The organism is Pleomorphomonas carboxyditropha, assembly GCF_002770725.1.
In the GTDB taxonomy this organism is placed as follows: domain Bacteria; phylum Pseudomonadota; class Alphaproteobacteria; order Rhizobiales; family Pleomorphomonadaceae; genus Pleomorphomonas; species Pleomorphomonas carboxyditropha.
Genome location: NZ_NQVN01000043.1, coordinates 1 through 16,503, shown reverse-complemented (window position 1 = coordinate 16,503; position 16,503 = coordinate 1). Strand labels below are relative to the sequence as shown.

Genomic DNA, 16,503 nt, shown 5'->3' with positions numbered 1-16,503 from the left:
GCACCGCCCGTCTCGGCCAGAACCTTGGTGATCGCCGCAGTCAGCGACGTCTTGCCATGGTCAACGTGACCGATCGTGCCGATGTTGCAGTGCGGCTTCGTCCGCGAAAACTTTTCCTTGGCCATCGGATATCTTCCTTTGTCTCGTATAAGCGGGTGAGGTCAGCGGTCGGGAACTCAGGCGTACTTGGCCTGGACTTCCTGGGCGACCGCAGCCGGGACCTGCTCGTAGTGGTCGAACTGCATGGTGTAGCTGGCACGGCCCTGGCTCATCGAGCGGAGCTGGTTCACGTAGCCGAACATGTTGGCGAGCGGAACGAAGGCCGTGATGACATTGGCGTTGCCGCGCATGTCCTGGCCCTGGATCTGGCCGCGACGGGAGTTGACGTCGCCGATGACGGAACCGACGTATTCTTCCGGCGACACGATCTCGACCTTCATCACCGGCTCGAGGAGCGCGGGCGAGGCCCTCTCGATGGCTTCGCGCAGAGCGGCGCGGGAAGCGATTTCGAAGGCGATGGCCGAGGAGTCCACCTCATGGTAGGCGCCGTCGACCAGCGTCACCTTGACGTCGACCACCGGGAAGCCGGCGAGCGGACCGGAGGTCATCACCGAGTTCAGGCCCTTTTCGACGCCGGGGATGTATTCCTTGGGAACCACGCCGCCGATGATCTTGTTCTCGAACGTGAAGCCCTTGCCGACCTCGTTCGGCTCGACGATGAACTTCACCTTGGCGAACTGGCCGGTACCGCCGGTCTGCTTCTTGTGGGTGTAGTCGACCTCGGTCGCCTTGCGGATGGTCTCGCGATAGGCCACCTGCGGCGCGCCGACGTTGACCTTGATGTTGTGCGGGGCGCGACGCAGGATGTCGATCTTGATGTCGAGATGCAGCTCGCCCATGCCCTTGATGATCGTCTGGCCCGACTCCTGATCGGTCGAGACGCGGAAGGACGGATCCTCGGAGGCCAGCTTCTGCAGGGCGATGGAGAGCTTCTCCTGCTCGCTCTTGGTGGCGGCCTCGACGGCCATCTCGATGACCGGCTCGGGGAATTCCATCTTCTCGAGGATGACCGGCTTCAGCGGATCGCAGAGCGTGTCGCCGGTGCGGGTGTCCTTGAGGCCGACGAAGGCGACGATGTCGCCGGCGCGGGCTTCCTCGACGTCCTCGCGGGTGTCGGCGTGCATCTGCACCATGCGGCCGATGCGCTCGCGCTTCTCGCGGGTCGAGTTCAGGACGGTCGAACCCTTGGTCAGCACGCCCGAATAGACGCGGGCGAAGGTCAGCACGCCATAGGGATCTTCGATGATCTTGAAGGCGAGCATCGAAAGCGGCTCGTCGTCGGTCGAATGACGGACGACTTCCTCTTCCGTCTTCGGATCGATGCCCTTGGTCGGCGGCACGTCGACCGGCGACGGCAGGTAATCGACGACGGCGTCGAGCAGCGTCTGCACGCCCTTGTTCTTGAAGGCCGAGCCGGCGAGCACCGGGAACCAGGCCGACACCAGAACCGCCTTGCGGATCAGCTTCTTGAGGGTCGCCTCGTCGGGCTCGTTGCCCTCGAGGTAGGCCTCCATGGCGTCGTCGTCCAATTCGACGGCAGCCTCGATCAGCTCGGCGCGCGCTTCCTTGGCACGCTCGAGCATGTCGGCCGGGATCTCTTCGTCGTGGAACTTGGCGCCGAGCTGCTCGTCTTCCCACACGACCGCCTTCATGCGGATGAGGTCGACGATGCCCTTGAAGTTGGCTTCCGAGCCGATCGGCAGCTGCAGGGCGATCGGACGGGCGCCGAGGCGCGTCTTGATGTCGCTGAGGCACTGGTCGAAGTTGGCGCCGGTCTTGTCCATCTTGTTGCAGAAGACGATGCGCGGCACGTTGTACTTGTCGCCCTGGCGCCACACCGTCTCGGTCTGCGGCTCGACGCCCTGGTTGGAGTCCAGCACGCAGACGGCACCGTCGAGCACGCGCAGCGAACGCTCGACCTCGATGGTGAAGTCGACGTGGCCTGGGGTGTCGATGATGTTGAGGCGCTTGCCGTTCCAGAAGGTGGTGGTGGCAGCCGACGTGATGGTGATGCCGCGCTCCTGCTCCTGCTCCATGTAGTCCATGGTGGCAGCGCCGTCGTGCACTTCGCCGATCTTGTGGGACTTGCCCGAGTAGTAGAGGACGCGTTCCGTCGTCGTCGTCTTGCCCGCGTCGATGTGGGCCATGATGCCGAAGTTGCGGTAGTCCTCGAGCTTATGCGTACGAGCCATGATCGTCTCCGCCTGTCCGGCTTACCAGCGATAATGCGAGAAGGCGCGGTTGGCCTCGGCCATCCGGTGCGTGTCCTCGCGCTTCTTGACGGCGGTACCGCGGTTGTTGGCGGCATCCATCAGCTCGCCCGACAGACGATCGATCATCGTCTTCTCGTTGCGGCCGCGAGCGGCAGTGATCAGCCAGCGGATGGCAAGGGCCTGACGACGCTCGGCGCGGACTTCGACCGGGACCTGGTAGGTGGCACCACCGACGCGGCGCGACCGAACCTCGATCTGCGGCATCACGTTGTGAAGCGCCTGATGGAAGGTCTGGACCGGGCTCTGGCGGGTGCGGGTCTCGATGCTGTCGAAGGCACCATAGACGATCGCCTCGGCAACCGACTTCTTGCCGTCCTGCATGATCGAGTTCATGAACTTGGAAACGACGATATCACCGAACTTCGGATCGGGATTGATCTCGCGCTTCTCTGCACTGTGACGACGGGACATACTTCGTCTCCGGGTATAGCAAAATAAGACCGACCGGATCCGGCTTCACGCACAGATCCGGCCAGGGATCACTTCGGACGCTTGGCGCCGTACTTCGAGCGGCGCTGCTTGCGGTTCTTGACGCCCTGCGTGTCGAGCACGCCGCGGAGGATGTGATAGCGCACGCCGGGAAGGTCCTTGACGCGGCCGCCGCGGATCATGACGACCGAGTGCTCCTGAAGGTTGTGACCTTCGCCGGGGATGTAGCCGATGACCTCGTAGCCGTTGGTCAGACGAACCTTGGCGACCTTGCGAAGGGCCGAGTTCGGCTTCTTCGGGGTCGTCGTGTAGACGCGCGTGCAGACGCCGCGCTTCTGAGGGCAAGCCTCGAGATGGCGGGCCTTCTCGCGGTAAACCGGCGCCACGCGCGGGTTACGGATCAACTGATTGATCGTCGGCATCCTTCACCTTCAATCCAAACGTCCGGAACTTAAAACCGGAACTTCACTTCCTTCAGAGCCGGCCGCCGCCCAAACCGAGGCGACAGGCCAGCTCCCTGACCGAATTCGCAGCTCTCCGCACCCCGCCCGCACAAAACGAAGCGCGCCGATAACGTGAAATCTCACGTCCGGCGCGGCGGAAAGCAGAGGAACAATGCCTGCGCGGCACCGTTCGTGCGTACAACAGCTTTCACCACCAGTGGAACGAGCTGCGTTTAACGATGCTTGATCAAGGGCTTAAGGACCAGTGATCGATCACGCGTTACAGACCAACTCTTCAAGTGGCGCGGACACTACTCAAACTATCCCCAACCGTCAAGCCGGCCGCGCAAAAAACCCGGAAATGCCGGCCTTCCGGCCGCCCTGCCCTCCGCGCGAGCACGAAGCGGCAATTCATAGCCCTTCCGACGCAACAAATGCAATGCGCATCTCGTCCATCGCCGGCCCTAACGGCCGGAAATACGAATCCGTACCCGCAATCGGTGACCCAAGCCGGCACCGTGCAAGGCTTTCCGCGAATACGCAGCGGTACAAACGAATCCGTCGTCCGCGAATCCGTTATCTGCGAATCCGCTGCCCGCGAATCCGGAAAACAAGCCGATCGCCGCGGCGAGCGTGCCGACGAACCATCAACGGCGATGCGGGGATTGGTCAACCCGCGAGGGCGAGCTTTCTGGACGGCTCGGGCACCTTATGGCCGAGATCCCGAGCGGTCTCGATCCATTGGACGATGGCATCCTGAACGTTGGCGACGGCCTCCACCGGCGTCTCGCCATCCGACATGCAGCCGGGAAGGTCGGGCACGATCGCAACGAAGCCGCCGCCGTCTTCCGGCGCAAGCGGTTCGATCACGATCGGATAGGCATTCATCCCAAGGCCCTCACGGCGTCAACAAAGGCGACCGACTTGCGACTGTATATCACCTTGACCGGCGTTGGGAAGAAACGGTCATGTTCAAGGCCGTGGGCCGTATCGATCCCGGACCTGCCCTCTTTCGCGCTTTTGCCAACCGCGAATCCGGATGGTCCGCAAACAAAAGGCGCGGCGCCCCTTCCGGAACGCCGCGCCCTTTCAACTTCGGATCTGACCGCTCAGACCTCGGAGCCGATCCGGTCCACTTCGCCGGCAGGCACCTCGACGCCCTCGCCGAGGGCGTCCTTGCGGCGCTCCTCGAGGATCAGCTCGTCGCGGCGCATCGCCACCTGGCGGATGCGGCTCATCAGCGAGCCGGTACCGGCCGGGATCAGGCGGCCGACGATGACGTTCTCCTTGAGGCCTTCGAGGGTGTCGACCTTGCCGTTGACCGCCGCCTCGGTGAGGACGCGGGTGGTCTCCTGGAAGGACGCCGCCGAGATGAAGGAGCGGGTCTGCAGGCTGGCCTTGGTGATGCCCAGGAGGATCGGGTGGGCAACCGCCGGCCGCTTGCCGTCGGAGACCGCCCTCTCGTTGATCTGCTCGAATTCGAGCTTGTCCACCTGGTCGCCGCCCATCAGGTCGGTGTCGCCGCCCTCGGTGACCTCGACCTTCTGCAGCATCTGGCGAACGATCACCTCGATGTGCTTGTCGTTGATCACCACGCCCTGCAACCGGTAGACTTCCTGGATCTCGTTGACGAGGTAGGCGGCCAGCGCCTCCACGCCCTTGATGGCCAGGATGTCGTGCGGCGCCGGGTTGCCGTCGACGATGTAATCGCCCTTCTCGACCACGTCGCCTTCCTGCAGGTGGAAGTTCTTGGTCTTGGGGATCAGGTACTCGCGCGGCTCGAGGCTGGCGTCGTGCGGCTCGATCAGCACGCGGCGCTTGTTCTTGTAGTCGCGGCCGAAGCGGATGGTGCCGTCGATCTCGGCGATGATGGCGTGATCCTTCGGACGACGGGCCTCGAACAGCTCGGCGACGCGCGGCAGACCGCCGGTGATGTCGCGCGTCTTGGCGCTTTCGAGCGGGATGCGGGCGAGCACGTCGCCGGCATGCACCTTCGAACCCGGCTCGACCGACAGGATGGCGTCGGGGCTGAGCAGGTAGCGGGCGTCGCCGCCCTTCTGCGGCTTGCCGATCTTGCCGTTGGCGTCCTTGACGATGATGGCCGGCTTGAGGTCCGACGTACGGGCCGAGCCGCGCCAGTCGATGACGACGCGCTTGGTGATGCCGGTCGCCTCGTCGGTGGTCTCCGATACCGAGGCGCCTTCGACCAGATCCTCGTAGCCGACGACGCCGTCGACGTCGGTCAGCACCGGGCGGGTGTAGGGGTCCCACTCGGCAAGACGCTGGCCGCGCTTGATCTTGTCGCCGTCGTCGACGTGCAGGCGCGAGCCGTAGACCACGCGATGGGTCGAGCGCTCGTTGCCGGCCTCGTCGACCAGCACCACGGCGAGGTTGCGGCCCATGGCGATGAGCTTGCCCTCGCTGTCGCGCACGACGTTGCGATTGCGGATCTTGACCGTGCCTTCGATGGTCGATTCGATGAACGAGCTATCCACCACCTGCGCCGTGCCACCGATGTGGAAGGTGCGCATGGTGAGCTGGGTGCCCGGCTCGCCGATCGACTGGGCGGCGATGACGCCGACGGCCTCGCCCATGTTGACGGGCGTGCCGCGCGCCAGGTCGCGACCGTAGCACTTGGCGCAGACGCCGATCTTGGTGCCGCAGGTCAGCACCGAGCGGATCTTCACCGACTGGATGCCGGACTTCTCGATACGCTCGACGTCGCGCTCCTCGATCAGCTTGCCCTTCTCCACCAGCACCTCGCCGGTGGCCGGCACGGTGACGTCCTCCGCCGCCGTGCGGCCGAGGATACGGGCGCCGAGCGTCGCCACCACCTGGCCGGCGTCGACGATCGCCTGCATCCTGAGGCCCTGGTCCTCGGCGCCGCAATCGGTCTCGGTGATGATGCAGTCCTGCGCCACGTCGACGAGACGACGGGTGAGGTAGCCCGAGTTGGCGGTCTTGAGCGCCGTGTCGGCCAGGCCCTTGCGGGCGCCGTGCGTGGAGTTGAAGTACTCCATCACGGACAGGCCTTCCTTGAAGTTCGAGATGATCGGCGTCTCGATGATCTCGCCCGACGGCTTGGCCATCAGGCCGCGCATGCCGGCGAGCTGCTTCATCTGGGCCGGCGAACCGCGGGCGCCCGAGTGGCTCATCATGTAGATGGAGTTCATCGGCTTGGTGCGGCCGGCGTCGTCCTTCTGCACGGAGGAGATGCGCTTCATCATCTCCTCGGCGACCTTGTCGGTGCACTTGGCCCAGGCGTCGACCACCTTGTTGTACTTCTCGCCCTGGGTGATCAGGCCGTCGGAGTACTGCTGCTCGTAGTCGTTGACCAGCGCCAGCGTCTCGCCGACGAGGTTGGCCTTGGTCTCCGGGATGACCATGTCGTCCTTGCCGAAGGAGATGCCGGCGTTGCAGGCCTCCTTGAAGCCGAGGGCCATGATCTTGTCGCAGAAGATCACCGACTCCTTCTGGCCGCAATGGCGGTAGACGGCGTCGATCATCGCCGAGATCTTCTTCTTGGTCATCAGCTCGTTGCAGAGATCGTACGGCACGTTGTGGTGCTTGGGCAGCAACTGGCCGATCATCATGCGGCCCGGCGTGGTCTCGTAGATCCTGGAGACCGGGTTGCCGTCCTTGTCGACCGTCTTGAAGCGGCCGCGCACCTTGGAGTGCAGCGTCACGGCGCCGGTGTCGAGCGCATGCTGCAGCTCGCCGAAGTCGGCGAAGGCCATGCCCTCGCCCGGCTCGCCGTCGTTCATGATCGACAGGTAGTAGAGGCCGAGCACGATGTCCTGCGAGGGAACGATGATCGGCGCGCCGTTGGCCGGGTGCAGGATGTTGTTGGTCGACATCATCAGCACGCGGGCCTCGAGCTGGGCCTCGAGGCTGAGCGGCACGTGCACGGCCATCTGGTCGCCGTCGAAGTCGGCGTTGAAGGCCGAGCAGACCAGCGGATGCAGCTGGATCGCCTTGCCCTCGATCAGGATCGGCTCGAAGGCCTGGATGCCCAGGCGGTGCAGCGTCGGGGCGCGGTTCAGCATCACCGGATGCTCGCGGATCACCTCGTCGAGGATATCCCAGACTTCCGGACGCTCCTTCTCCACCAGCTTCTTGGCCTGCTTCACCGTCGAGGAGAAGCCCTTGGCGTCGAGGCGCGAGTAGATGAACGGCTTGAACAGCTCCAGCGCCATCTTCTTCGGCAGGCCGCACTGGTGCAGCTTCATCTCGGGGCCGACCACGATGACCGAACGGCCGGAATAGTCGACGCGCTTGCCGAGCAGGTTCTGGCGGAAGCGGCCCTGCTTGCCCTTCAGCATGTCGCTGAGCGACTTCAGCGGCCGCTTGTTGGCGCCGGTGATGACGCGGCCGCGGCGGCCGTTGTCGAACAGCGCGTCGACGGACTCCTGCAGCATGCGCTTTTCGTTGCGGATGATGATGTCCGGCGCGCGCAGCTCGATGAGGCGCTTCAGGCGGTTGTTGCGGTTGATGACGCGGCGGTAGAGGTCGTTGAGGTCGGAGGTCGCGAAGCGGCCGCCGTCCAGCGGCACCAGCGGACGCAGGTCCGGCGGGATGACCGGGATGACGCTCATCACCATCCACTCGGGCTTGTTGCCCGACTGGATGAAGGCCTCGATGATGTTGACGCGCTTGGCGAGCTTCTTGGGCTTCAGCTCGGAGGTCGACTCGGCGATCTCCTGGCGCAGCTTCTCGGCCAGCTTGGCGAGGTCGAGCGACTGCAGCAGCTCGCGGATCGCCTCGGCGCCGATCAGCGCGGTGAAGGTATCCTCGCCATACTCCTCCTGGGCGCGCATGTAGTCCTCTTCGGTGAGGAGCTGATGCTGCTTGAGAGGGGTGAGGCCCGGCTCGGTGACGACGTAGTTTTCGAAGTAGAGGATGCGCTCGAGGTCCTTGAGCGGCATGTCGAGCAGCAGACCGATCCGGCTCGGCAGCGACTTCAGGAACCAGATGTGGGCGACGGGCGCGGCGAGCTCGATGTGGCCCATGCGCTCGCGGCGCACGCGCGACAGCGTCACCTCGACGCCGCACTTCTCGCAGATGACGCCCTTGTACTTCATGCGCTTGTACTTGCCGCACAAGCACTCGTAGTCCTTGATCGGCCCGAAGATGCGGGCGCAGAACAGGCCGTCGCGCTCGGGCTTGAAGGTACGGTAGTTGATGGTCTCGGGCTTCTTGATCTCGCCATAGGACCAGGACAGGATCTTCTCGGGGGAAGCGAGGGAGATCTTGATCTGGTCGAAGACCTGCACGGGAGCCTGTGCGTTGAAAAGGTTCATGACCTCTTGGTTCATCGGCTCGTTCTCCTGTGATGCCGCCCGACCGCCGTCTGTCCGCCTCGCCGGCGGGGGCCGCATGAAAAATTCCGAAGGCGCCGCCTGACGCCAGTTTCCGGACGCGCCGAACTGCCGGCGCTTGCGCGCCGACAGCTCAAGGCATTTCCGTCGTTAGGCGCGCCGGATCACTCCGCCGCGTCCTGGGGCCGCTCGTCGCCGAGAACGGCGTGTTCCTTGGAGTTGATGAGCTCGACGTTGAGGCCGAGCGAACGCATCTCCTTGACCAGAACGTTGAAGCTCTCGGGGATGCCGGACTCGAAGGCCTCGTCGCCGCGGACGATCGCCTCGTAGACCTTGGTGCGGCCGGCCACGTCGTCCGACTTCACCGTCAGCATCTCCTGCAGCGTGTAGGCCGCGCCGTAGGCTTCGAGCGCCCACACCTCCATTTCGCCGAAGCGCTGGCCGCCGAACTGCGCCTTGCCGCCCAGCGGCTGCTGGGTGACGAGGCTGTAGGGGCCGATCGAACGGGCGTGGATCTTGTCGTCCACGAGGTGGTGGAGCTTCAGCATGTAGATGTAGCCCACGGTGACCTTGCGGTCGAACGGCTCGCCGGTACGGCCATCGTAGAGCACCGACTGGCCGGAGGTGTTCACCCCCGCCTTGGCGAGCAGCGCGTTGATGTCCGGCTCGCGGGCGCCATCGAACACCGGCGTGGCGATCGAGATGCCCTTCTTCACCTGATTGGCGAGAAGCACCACCTCGTCGTCGCTGTAGGCGCCGATGTCCTCGGTCTTGGGCGACCCCTTGAAGGTGTCGACCACCAGCTCGCGCAGCGGCTCGATCTCCTGGCTGTGCCGGTAGGCTTCCAGCATCTCGCCGATCTTGCGGCCCATGCCGGCGCAGGCCCAGCCGAGATGGGTCTCGAGGATCTGGCCGACGTTCATGCGCGACGGCACGCCGAGCGGGTTGAGCACGATGTCGACATGGGTGCCGTCCTCGAGGAACGGCATGTCTTCCACCGGCACGATGCGCGACACGACGCCCTTGTTGCCGTGACGGCCGGCCATCTTGTCGCCCGGCTGGATCTTGCGCTTCACGGCGACGAAGATCTTGACCATCTTCATGACGCCCGGCGGCAGCTCGTCGCCGCGCTGCAGCTTCTCCACCTTGTCGATGAAGCGCTGCTCGAGCCGCTTGCGGCTCTCGTCATACTGCTTCCTGAGGGCCTCGATCTCGCCCATGGCCTGCTCGCTTTCGAGGGCGAACTGCCACCACTGGGAGCGCGGGAACTCCTCGAGCTTCTCCTGGTCGAGAAGGGTGTCCTTCTTGAAGCCCTTGGGGCCGCCGACGCCGGTCTTGCCGATCAGCATGTCCATCAGGCGGCCGTAGACGTTACGGTCGAGGATGGCCTGCTCGTCGTCGCGGTCCTTGGCGAGGCGCTCGATCTCCTCGCGCTCGATCGCCATGGCGCGCTCGTCCTTCTCGACGCCGTGGCGGTTGAACACGCGCACTTCGACGATGGTGCCGGTGACGCCCGGCGGCACGCGCAGCGAGGTGTCGCGCACGTCCGACGCCTTCTCGCCGAAGATGGCGCGCAGCAGCTTCTCTTCCGGCGTCATCGGGCTTTCGCCCTTCGGCGTGATCTTGCCGACCAGGATGTCGCCGGCCTGCACCTCGGCGCCGATGTAGACGATGCCGGCCTCGTCGAGGTTCTTCAGCGCCTCTTCCGACACGTTCGGGATGTCGCGGGTGATTTCCTCGGGACCCAGCTTGGTGTCGCGGGCCATCACCTCGAACTCCTCGATGTGGATCGAGGTGAACACGTCCTCGGCGACGATCTTCTCGGAGAGAAGGATCGAGTCCTCGTAGTTGTAGCCGTTCCACGGCATGAAGGCGACCAGCACGTTGCGGCCGAGCGCCAGGTCGCCGAGGTCGGTCGACGGACCGTCGGCGATGATGTCGCCCTTGGCCACCACGTCGCCGACGCGCACCAGCGGACGCTGGTTGATGCAGGTCGACTGGTTGGAGCGCTGGAACTTCATCAGGCGGTAGATGTCGACGCCGGACTTCGACGGGTCGAGGTCCTCGGTGGCGCGGATGACGATACGGGTGGCGTCCACCTGGTCGATGACGCCGCCGCGCTTGGCGGCGATGGCGGCGCCGGAGTCGCGCGCCACCACCGGCTCCATGCCGGTGCCGACGAACGGCGCTTCGGCGCGCACCAGCGGCACGGCCTGACGCTGCATGTTCGAGCCCATCAGCGCGCGGTTGGCGTCGTCGTTCTCGAGGAACGGGATCAGCGCCGCGGCGACGGACACCACCTGCTTGGGCGACACGTCCATCAGGTCGACGCGTTCCTTGGCGACCGCAGCCGTCTCGCCGGCATGGCGGGAGATGACCAGGTCGTTGACGAAACGGCCTTCGGTATCCAGCTCGGCATTGGCCTGGGCGACCGTGTACTTGCTCTCCTCCATCGCCGAGAGATAGACGACCTTGTCGGTCACCCGATCGTCCTCGACGATACGGTAGGGGCTCTCGATGAAGCCGTACTTGTTGACGCGGGCGAAGGTGGCGAGCGAGTTGATCAGGCCGATGTTCGGGCCTTCCGGCGTCTCGATCGGGCAGATGCGGCCGTAGTGCGTCGTATGCACGTCGCGGACCTCGAAGCCGGCGCGCTCGCGGGTCAGACCGCCCGGGCCAAGGGCCGACAGGCGGCGCTTGTGGGTGATCTCGGACAGCGGGTTGGTCTGGTCCATGAACTGGCTGAGCTGCGACGAGCCGAAGAACTCGCGCACGGCGGCGGCCGCCGGCTTGGCGTTGATCAGGTCCTGCGGCATCACCGTGTCGATGTCGACCGAGCTCATGCGCTCCTTGATGGCGCGCTCCATGCGCAGGAGGCCGACGCGATACTGGTTCTCCATCAGCTCGCCGACCGAGCGGACGCGGCGGTTGCCGAGGTTGTCGATGTCGTCGATCTCGCCCTTGCCGTCGCGCAGCTCGACGAGCGTCTTGATGACGGCGAGGATATCCTCCTTGCGCAGGATACGGACGGTATCCGGGCACTGGAGGTCGAGGCGCATGTTCATCTTGACGCGGCCGACGGCGCTGAGGTCGTAGCGCTCGGCGTCGAAGAACAGCGACTTGAACATCGCCTCGGCGGTGTCGATGGTCGGCGGCTCGCCCGGACGCATGACGCGGTAGATGTCGAACAGCGCGCCCTCGCGCGACTCGTTCTTGTCGACGGCCAGCGTGTTGCGGATGTAGGCGCCGGTGTTGACGTGGTCGATGTCGAGCAGCGGCAGCTCGTCGATGCCGAGATCGGCGAGCAGCGCCAGCATCTTCGGGGTGATCTCGTCGCCGGCCTCGGCGTAGATCTCGCCCGTCTGCATGTTGACGACGTCTTCGGCGATGTAGAGGCCCTCGAGCTCCTCGTCGGTCACCTTCAGGGCCTTGAGGCCCTTCTCGGCGAGCTGGCGGGCGGCGCGGGCGGTCAGCTTGCGGCCGGCCCCGACCACCACTTCGCCGGTGTCGGCGTCGATGAGGTCGGCGACCGCCTTCATGCCCTTCATGCGGTTGGCGTCGTAGGGCATGCGCCAGCCGTCCTTGGCGCGCTCGTAGATGATCTTGTTGTAGAAGGTGTCGAGGATTTCCTCGCCGTCGAGGCCGAGGGCGAACATCAGGCTCGTCACCGGAATCTTGCGGCGGCGGTCGATGCGCGCGTAGACGATGTCCTTGGCGTCGAACTCGATGTCGAGCCAGGAACCGCGGTAGGGGATGATGCGGGCGGCGAACAGCAGCTTGCCCGACGAGTGGCTCTTGCCCTTGTCGTGGTCGAAGAACACGCCCGGCGAACGGTGCATCTGCGAGACGATGACGCGCTCGGTGCCGTTGACGATGAAGGTGCCGTTGTCGGTCATGAGCGGCATGTCGCCCATGTAGACGTCCTGCTCCTTGATGTCCTTCACCGACTTGGCGCCGGTATCCTCGTCGACATCGAACACGATGAGGCGCAGCGTCACCTTGAGCGGCGCGGCGAAGGTCATGCCGCGCTGACGGCACTCGTCGACGTCATACTTCGGCGCCTCGAACTCGTAGCGGACGAATTCGAGGAACGCCGTGCCGGCGAAGTCGGAAATCGGGAAAACAGACTTGAAAACGGCCTGGAGGCCCTCCTCCGGACGTCCGCCCTTGGGCTCCTCCACCATGAGGAACTGGTCGTAGGACGCCTTCTGGACCTCGATCAGGTTCGGCATCTCGGCAACTTCCCGGATGTCTCCGAAGAACTTGCGGACACGCCTGCGGCCGTTGAACGTTTGCGCCATTGCTTCCCTCGTACACCGTGATCGGCAGACCGGAACCCTTTGAAACGCAACGTTCTAGACGTCGCCGAAGGGCTCGGGACAAACCGACCGTCGACCGACAGGCCAAGTCTTTAGCCAATTCGATCCGATTCGGGCCAAAAAAAGGCCATCTCAAAAACAACCGTTGGGCGGCCCGATTTTGTCGAGCCGCCCACCGTCAGAATTGCAAGGTCGATTACTTGACGTCGACCTTGGCGCCAGCTTCTTCGAGCTGCTTCTTGATCTTGGCGGCCTCGTCCTTGGCAACGGCTTCCTTGACCGGCTTCGGAGCGCCTTCGACCAGGTCCTTGGCTTCCTTGAGGCCGAGGCCGGTGATGGCGCGGACTTCCTTGATCACGTTGATCTTCTTGTCGCCGGCATCGACGAGGATGACGTCGAACTCGGTCTTCTCTTCCTCGGCGGCGGCCGGAGCGGCACCACCGGCGGCGCCGGGGGCGGCGACGGCGACCGGAGCGGCGGCCGAGACGCCCCACTTCTCTTCGAGGAGCTTGGACAGCTCGGCGGCTTCCAGGACGGTCAGGGCCGACAGTTCATCAACCAGCTTGGCAAGATCAGCCATTTCACTTCTTCCTTCAGTAACGGTTCGAACCAGATTTTTGTTTCAGGTCGAACGGCCTCACGCCGCTTCGTCCTTCTTGGCATAAGCCCCGAACACGCGGGCCAACTGGCCCGCGGGCGCCTGCAGGACGCCTGCGATGCGGGTCGCCGGGGTATTGATCATACCCAGCAGCTTGGCGCGCAGTTCGTCCAGCGACGGCAGGCTCGCGAGAGCCTTGACGCCGTTGGCATCGAGGTTGGTCTTGCCGAGAGCGCCGCCCAGGACAACGAGCTTGTCGTTGGTCTTGGCGTACTCGACGGTGACCTTGGACGCCGCGACCGGATCCGCCGAATAGGCGATGATGGTCGGACCCGTGAACAGGTCGGCAATGTGCTCGGCGTCGGTGCCTTGAAGAGCAAGCTTGGCGAGGCGGTTCTTGGCGACCTTGACCTTGCCGCCGGCATCCCTCATGCGGGCGCGATACGCCTGCAGGTCAGCGACGGTAAGGCCTTGGTAGTGGGACACGACGATGACGCCCGCGCCCTTGAACGAGGCGTTGAGTGCGTCGATCAGTTCCCGCTTTTCCGCTCTATCCACGGCCTGTCTCCAGATGAACGACAAGGCTTGCGCCCCATCGTCAGGTTGCTGTTGCCACGCCTTGGCCCATAGGCCTTGGCGCGACGTTCGCGGCCTGTCCGCCAACCCGTCCCGGAAAACCGGCGCGGCTGGAGGGAAGAGTTCGAACCGGTACTCGTCATGGGAAGAACGGCGGACCGTCCTTCGGATGCATACGGATCTCACTCCCGTCTCATGCAGGCCCCGACGTCACCCAGAGGCTGGGATCGGTCCGTATGGCTTAGGTCGCGGCAGATGCCGGACACCCGCAATCTCGGACAGGGTCGGAAGCCTCCCTCGGGGACGAGCCCTTCCGGAAGCCGCCGATCCCGCCGGCCGGAGCCGACGGGAAACTCATCGCTCCCAATTGGGAGCAGCCGGCCCGCGAGCGGGCCGGAATTCATCGTCAGGACGCGGTGGCGCCCAGGGAGCCGACCTCGACCTTGACGCCGGGACCCATGGTCGAGGACACCGAAACGCGCTGCAGATAGGTGCCCTTGGCACCGGTCGGCTTGGCCTTCTGGACGGCATCGACCAGGGCGCGCACGTTGTCGAGCAGCGCCTCGGCGGTGAACGACGCCTTGCCGACGCCGGCGTGGACGATACCCGCCTTCTCGACGCGGAACTCGACGGCGCCACCCTTCGACGCCTTGACGGCGGCGGCGACGTCCTGCGTCACGGTGCCGACCTTGGGGTTCGGCATCAGGCCGCGCGGGCCGAGCACCTTGCCGAGGCGGCCGACCAGCGGCATCATGTCCGGCGTGGCGATGCAGCGGTCGAAGGCGATCTCGCCCTTCTGGATGGTCTCGACCAGTTCCTCGGCGCCGACGATGTCGGCTCCGGCGGCGGTCGCCTCGTCGGCCTTGAGGCCACGGGCGAACACGGCGACGCGGACGGTCTTGCCGGTGCCGTGCGGCAACTGGACGACGCCGCGGACCATCTGGTCGGCATGACGGGGATCGACGCCGAGATTGATGGCGACTTCGACGGTCTCGTCGAACTTCGCCGTGGCGCGCTCCTTGATCAGGCCGAGGGCCTCGGTCAGCGGGTAGAACTTCTTGCGATCGATGCCTTCGCGGCTGGCGGCGACGCGCTTGGGAAGCTTGGCCATGTCGGTCACTCCGCGATCTTGAGGCCCATGGAGCGGGCGGAGCCCTCGACCATGAGCATGGCGGCGTCGATGGAGGTGGCGTTCATGTCGACGAGCTTCTTCTCGGCGATTTCGCGCACCTGCGCCTTGGTGACGGAGCCGGCAGTGCCGGTGCCCGGCGTCTTCGAGCCCTTGTCGAGACCGGCCGCCTTCTTCAGGAAGTAGGTGATCGGCGGCGTGCGGAGCTTGAAGGTGAACGAGCGGTCGGCATAGATGGTGAAGAGCACCGGGATCGGCATGCCCTTTTCCATACCCTGCGTCTGCGCGTTGAACGCCTTGCAGAATTCCATGATGTTGAGGCCGCGCTGACCCAGCGCGGGGCCGATCGGCGGCGACGGGGTCGCCGCGCCGGCCGCCACCTGAAGCTTCAGGTAGCCGGTGATCTTCTTCGCCATTTTTGTCTCCTCGTCGGCGCAGCCGGCAATGCCGGTCCGCCTTCAGGTTCGTGGTCGGAGGGCCATGTCCCGGCGGCGATGGCCGGGGCCCCTCTCCCACGGGGTGGGTGCCGCACGGCGAACCGGACGGCGAACGCGGCACCGGCAGGCCGGCGCCGCAAACTCGCGTCAGACCTTTTCGACCTGACCGTATTCCAGCTCGACCGGCGTGGCGCGGCCGAAGATCGACACCGCCACCTTGAGGCGGCTGCGCTCCTCGTCCACCTCTTCCACGAGGCCGGAGAAGGAGGCGAACGGGCCGTCGGACACCTTGACCTGCTCGCCGATCTCGAAGCTGACGGACGGCTTGGGCCGCTCGACGCCAACCTCGACCTGATTCATGATGCGCTCGGCCTCGCGGTCGGGAATGGGGACCGGCTTGTTGTCGGAGCCCAGGAAGCCCGTTACCTTCGGCGTGTTCTTGATGAGGTGGTAGGCCTCGTCGGTCATGTCCATGCGCACCAGGACATAGCCCGGGAAGAACTTGCGCTCGGCCGCCACCTTGCGGCCGCGACGCACCTCGGTGATGCTCTCGGTCGGCACCAGCACCTGCTCGAAGAGATGGGCGAGGCCGCGCTGCTGCGCCTGCTCCTTGATGGAGTCGGCCACCTTCTTCTCGAAATTCGAGTAGGCGTGCACGATGTACCAGCGTTTTGCCATGTCGTTGCTCCCTCGGCGGTCGTTCGTCAGCCGCTGAGGCCGAGCAGCAACCCGACACCCCAGTTCATGATCATGTCGGCGACGAGGAAGAAGATCGCCGCGAGGATGGCCATGATGAACACCATGGTCGTCGTGATCGCCGTCTCGCGCCGGGTCGGCCAGGTGACCTTGCTGGCCTCCGTCCGAACCTGCTGCAGAAACTCAAGGGGGCTAGTCTTGGCCATACATCCACTCATGACGGTC

Annotated in this window: 13 protein-coding genes; all 13 read right to left on the bottom strand. The window is 65.1% G+C overall.

Annotated elements, in window-relative coordinates:
- On the bottom strand, positions 1–125 hold a 125-nt coding region (locus CJ014_RS26525), incomplete at its 3' end, for a GTP-binding protein (protein ID WP_237155033.1).
- Positions 126–176: 51 nt separating this feature from the next.
- A complete protein-coding gene (gene fusA / locus CJ014_RS26520) occupies positions 177–2,252 on the bottom strand; it encodes an elongation factor G (RefSeq protein ID WP_100083506.1) in 2,076 nt (691 codons plus the stop codon).
- A gap of 21 nt (positions 2,253–2,273) precedes the next feature.
- Complete coding sequence (gene rpsG, locus CJ014_RS26515; RefSeq protein ID WP_100083505.1) at positions 2,274–2,744, bottom strand: 30S ribosomal protein S7; 471 nt, start codon at positions 2,742–2,744, stop codon at positions 2,274–2,276.
- Between the two features lie 68 nt (positions 2,745–2,812).
- The gene (gene rpsL, locus CJ014_RS26510) at positions 2,813–3,184 is read right to left on the bottom strand and encodes a 30S ribosomal protein S12 (RefSeq protein WP_026782429.1); all 372 of its coding nucleotides are present in this window, start codon (positions 3,182–3,184) and stop codon (positions 2,813–2,815) included.
- 690 nt (positions 3,185–3,874) lie between these two features.
- Positions 3,875–4,093 (bottom strand): type II toxin-antitoxin system HicB family antitoxin, encoded by a 219-nt coding sequence (locus CJ014_RS26505; RefSeq protein ID WP_100083504.1) that lies wholly within the window; start codon positions 4,091–4,093, stop codon positions 3,875–3,877.
- Between the two features lie 221 nt (positions 4,094–4,314).
- The gene (rpoC, locus tag CJ014_RS26500; protein ID WP_100083503.1) at positions 4,315–8,520 is read right to left on the bottom strand and encodes a DNA-directed RNA polymerase subunit beta'; all 4,206 of its coding nucleotides are present in this window, start codon (positions 8,518–8,520) and stop codon (positions 4,315–4,317) included.
- 167 nt (positions 8,521–8,687) lie between these two features.
- Positions 8,688–12,824: a DNA-directed RNA polymerase subunit beta gene (gene rpoB / locus CJ014_RS26495; protein WP_100083502.1), complete on the bottom strand. Its 4,137-nt coding sequence runs from the start codon at positions 12,822–12,824 to the stop codon at positions 8,688–8,690.
- A 214-nt stretch (positions 12,825–13,038) separates the two neighbouring features.
- Positions 13,039–13,422, bottom strand: coding sequence for a 50S ribosomal protein L7/L12 (gene rplL, locus CJ014_RS26490; RefSeq protein WP_100083501.1), 384 nt, complete (start codon positions 13,420–13,422; stop codon positions 13,039–13,041).
- A gap of 57 nt (positions 13,423–13,479) precedes the next feature.
- Positions 13,480–13,998 (bottom strand): 50S ribosomal protein L10, encoded by a 519-nt coding sequence (rplJ, locus tag CJ014_RS26485; RefSeq protein ID WP_100083500.1) that lies wholly within the window; start codon positions 13,996–13,998, stop codon positions 13,480–13,482.
- A gap of 424 nt (positions 13,999–14,422) precedes the next feature.
- A complete protein-coding gene (gene rplA, locus CJ014_RS26480; protein WP_100083499.1) occupies positions 14,423–15,127 on the bottom strand; it encodes a 50S ribosomal protein L1 in 705 nt (234 codons plus the stop codon).
- Between the two features lie 5 nt (positions 15,128–15,132).
- A complete protein-coding gene (gene rplK, locus CJ014_RS26475) occupies positions 15,133–15,561 on the bottom strand; it encodes a 50S ribosomal protein L11 (protein WP_100083498.1) in 429 nt (142 codons plus the stop codon).
- Between the two features lie 168 nt (positions 15,562–15,729).
- Positions 15,730–16,260 (bottom strand): transcription termination/antitermination protein NusG, encoded by a 531-nt coding sequence (gene nusG / locus CJ014_RS26470; RefSeq protein ID WP_100083497.1) that lies wholly within the window; start codon positions 16,258–16,260, stop codon positions 15,730–15,732.
- A 26-nt stretch (positions 16,261–16,286) separates the two neighbouring features.
- Positions 16,287–16,484 carry a preprotein translocase subunit SecE gene (secE, locus tag CJ014_RS26465; RefSeq protein ID WP_026782436.1) on the bottom strand — a complete coding sequence of 66 codons (198 nt, stop codon included), beginning with the start codon at positions 16,482–16,484 and terminating at the stop codon, positions 16,287–16,289.
- Positions 16,485–16,503 lie beyond the last annotated feature (19 nt).

Coding starts and splice junctions, on each gene's coding strand:
- fusA (WP_100083506.1), bottom strand. CDS start 2,252: ATGGCTCGTACGCATAAGCTCGAGGACTACCGCAACTTCGGCATCATG.
- rpsG (WP_100083505.1), bottom strand. CDS start 2,744: ATGTCCCGTCGTCACAGTGCAGAGAAGCGCGAGATCAATCCCGATCCG.
- rpsL (WP_026782429.1), bottom strand. CDS start 3,184: ATGCCGACGATCAATCAGTTGATCCGTAACCCGCGCGTGGCGCCGGTT.
- CJ014_RS26505 (WP_100083504.1), bottom strand. CDS start 4,093: ATGAATGCCTATCCGATCGTGATCGAACCGCTTGCGCCGGAAGACGGC.
- rpoC (WP_100083503.1), bottom strand. CDS start 8,520: ATGAACCAAGAGGTCATGAACCTTTTCAACGCACAGGCTCCCGTGCAG.
- rpoB (WP_100083502.1), bottom strand. CDS start 12,824: ATGGCGCAAACGTTCAACGGCCGCAGGCGTGTCCGCAAGTTCTTCGGA.
- rplL (WP_100083501.1), bottom strand. CDS start 13,422: ATGGCTGATCTTGCCAAGCTGGTTGATGAACTGTCGGCCCTGACCGTC.
- rplA (WP_100083499.1), bottom strand. CDS start 15,127: ATGGCCAAGCTTCCCAAGCGCGTCGCCGCCAGCCGCGAAGGCATCGAT.
- rplK (WP_100083498.1), bottom strand. CDS start 15,561: ATGGCGAAGAAGATCACCGGCTACCTGAAGCTTCAGGTGGCGGCCGGC.
- nusG (WP_100083497.1), bottom strand. CDS start 16,260: ATGGCAAAACGCTGGTACATCGTGCACGCCTACTCGAATTTCGAGAAG.
- secE (WP_026782436.1), bottom strand. CDS start 16,484: ATGGCCAAGACTAGCCCCCTTGAGTTTCTGCAGCAGGTTCGGACGGAG.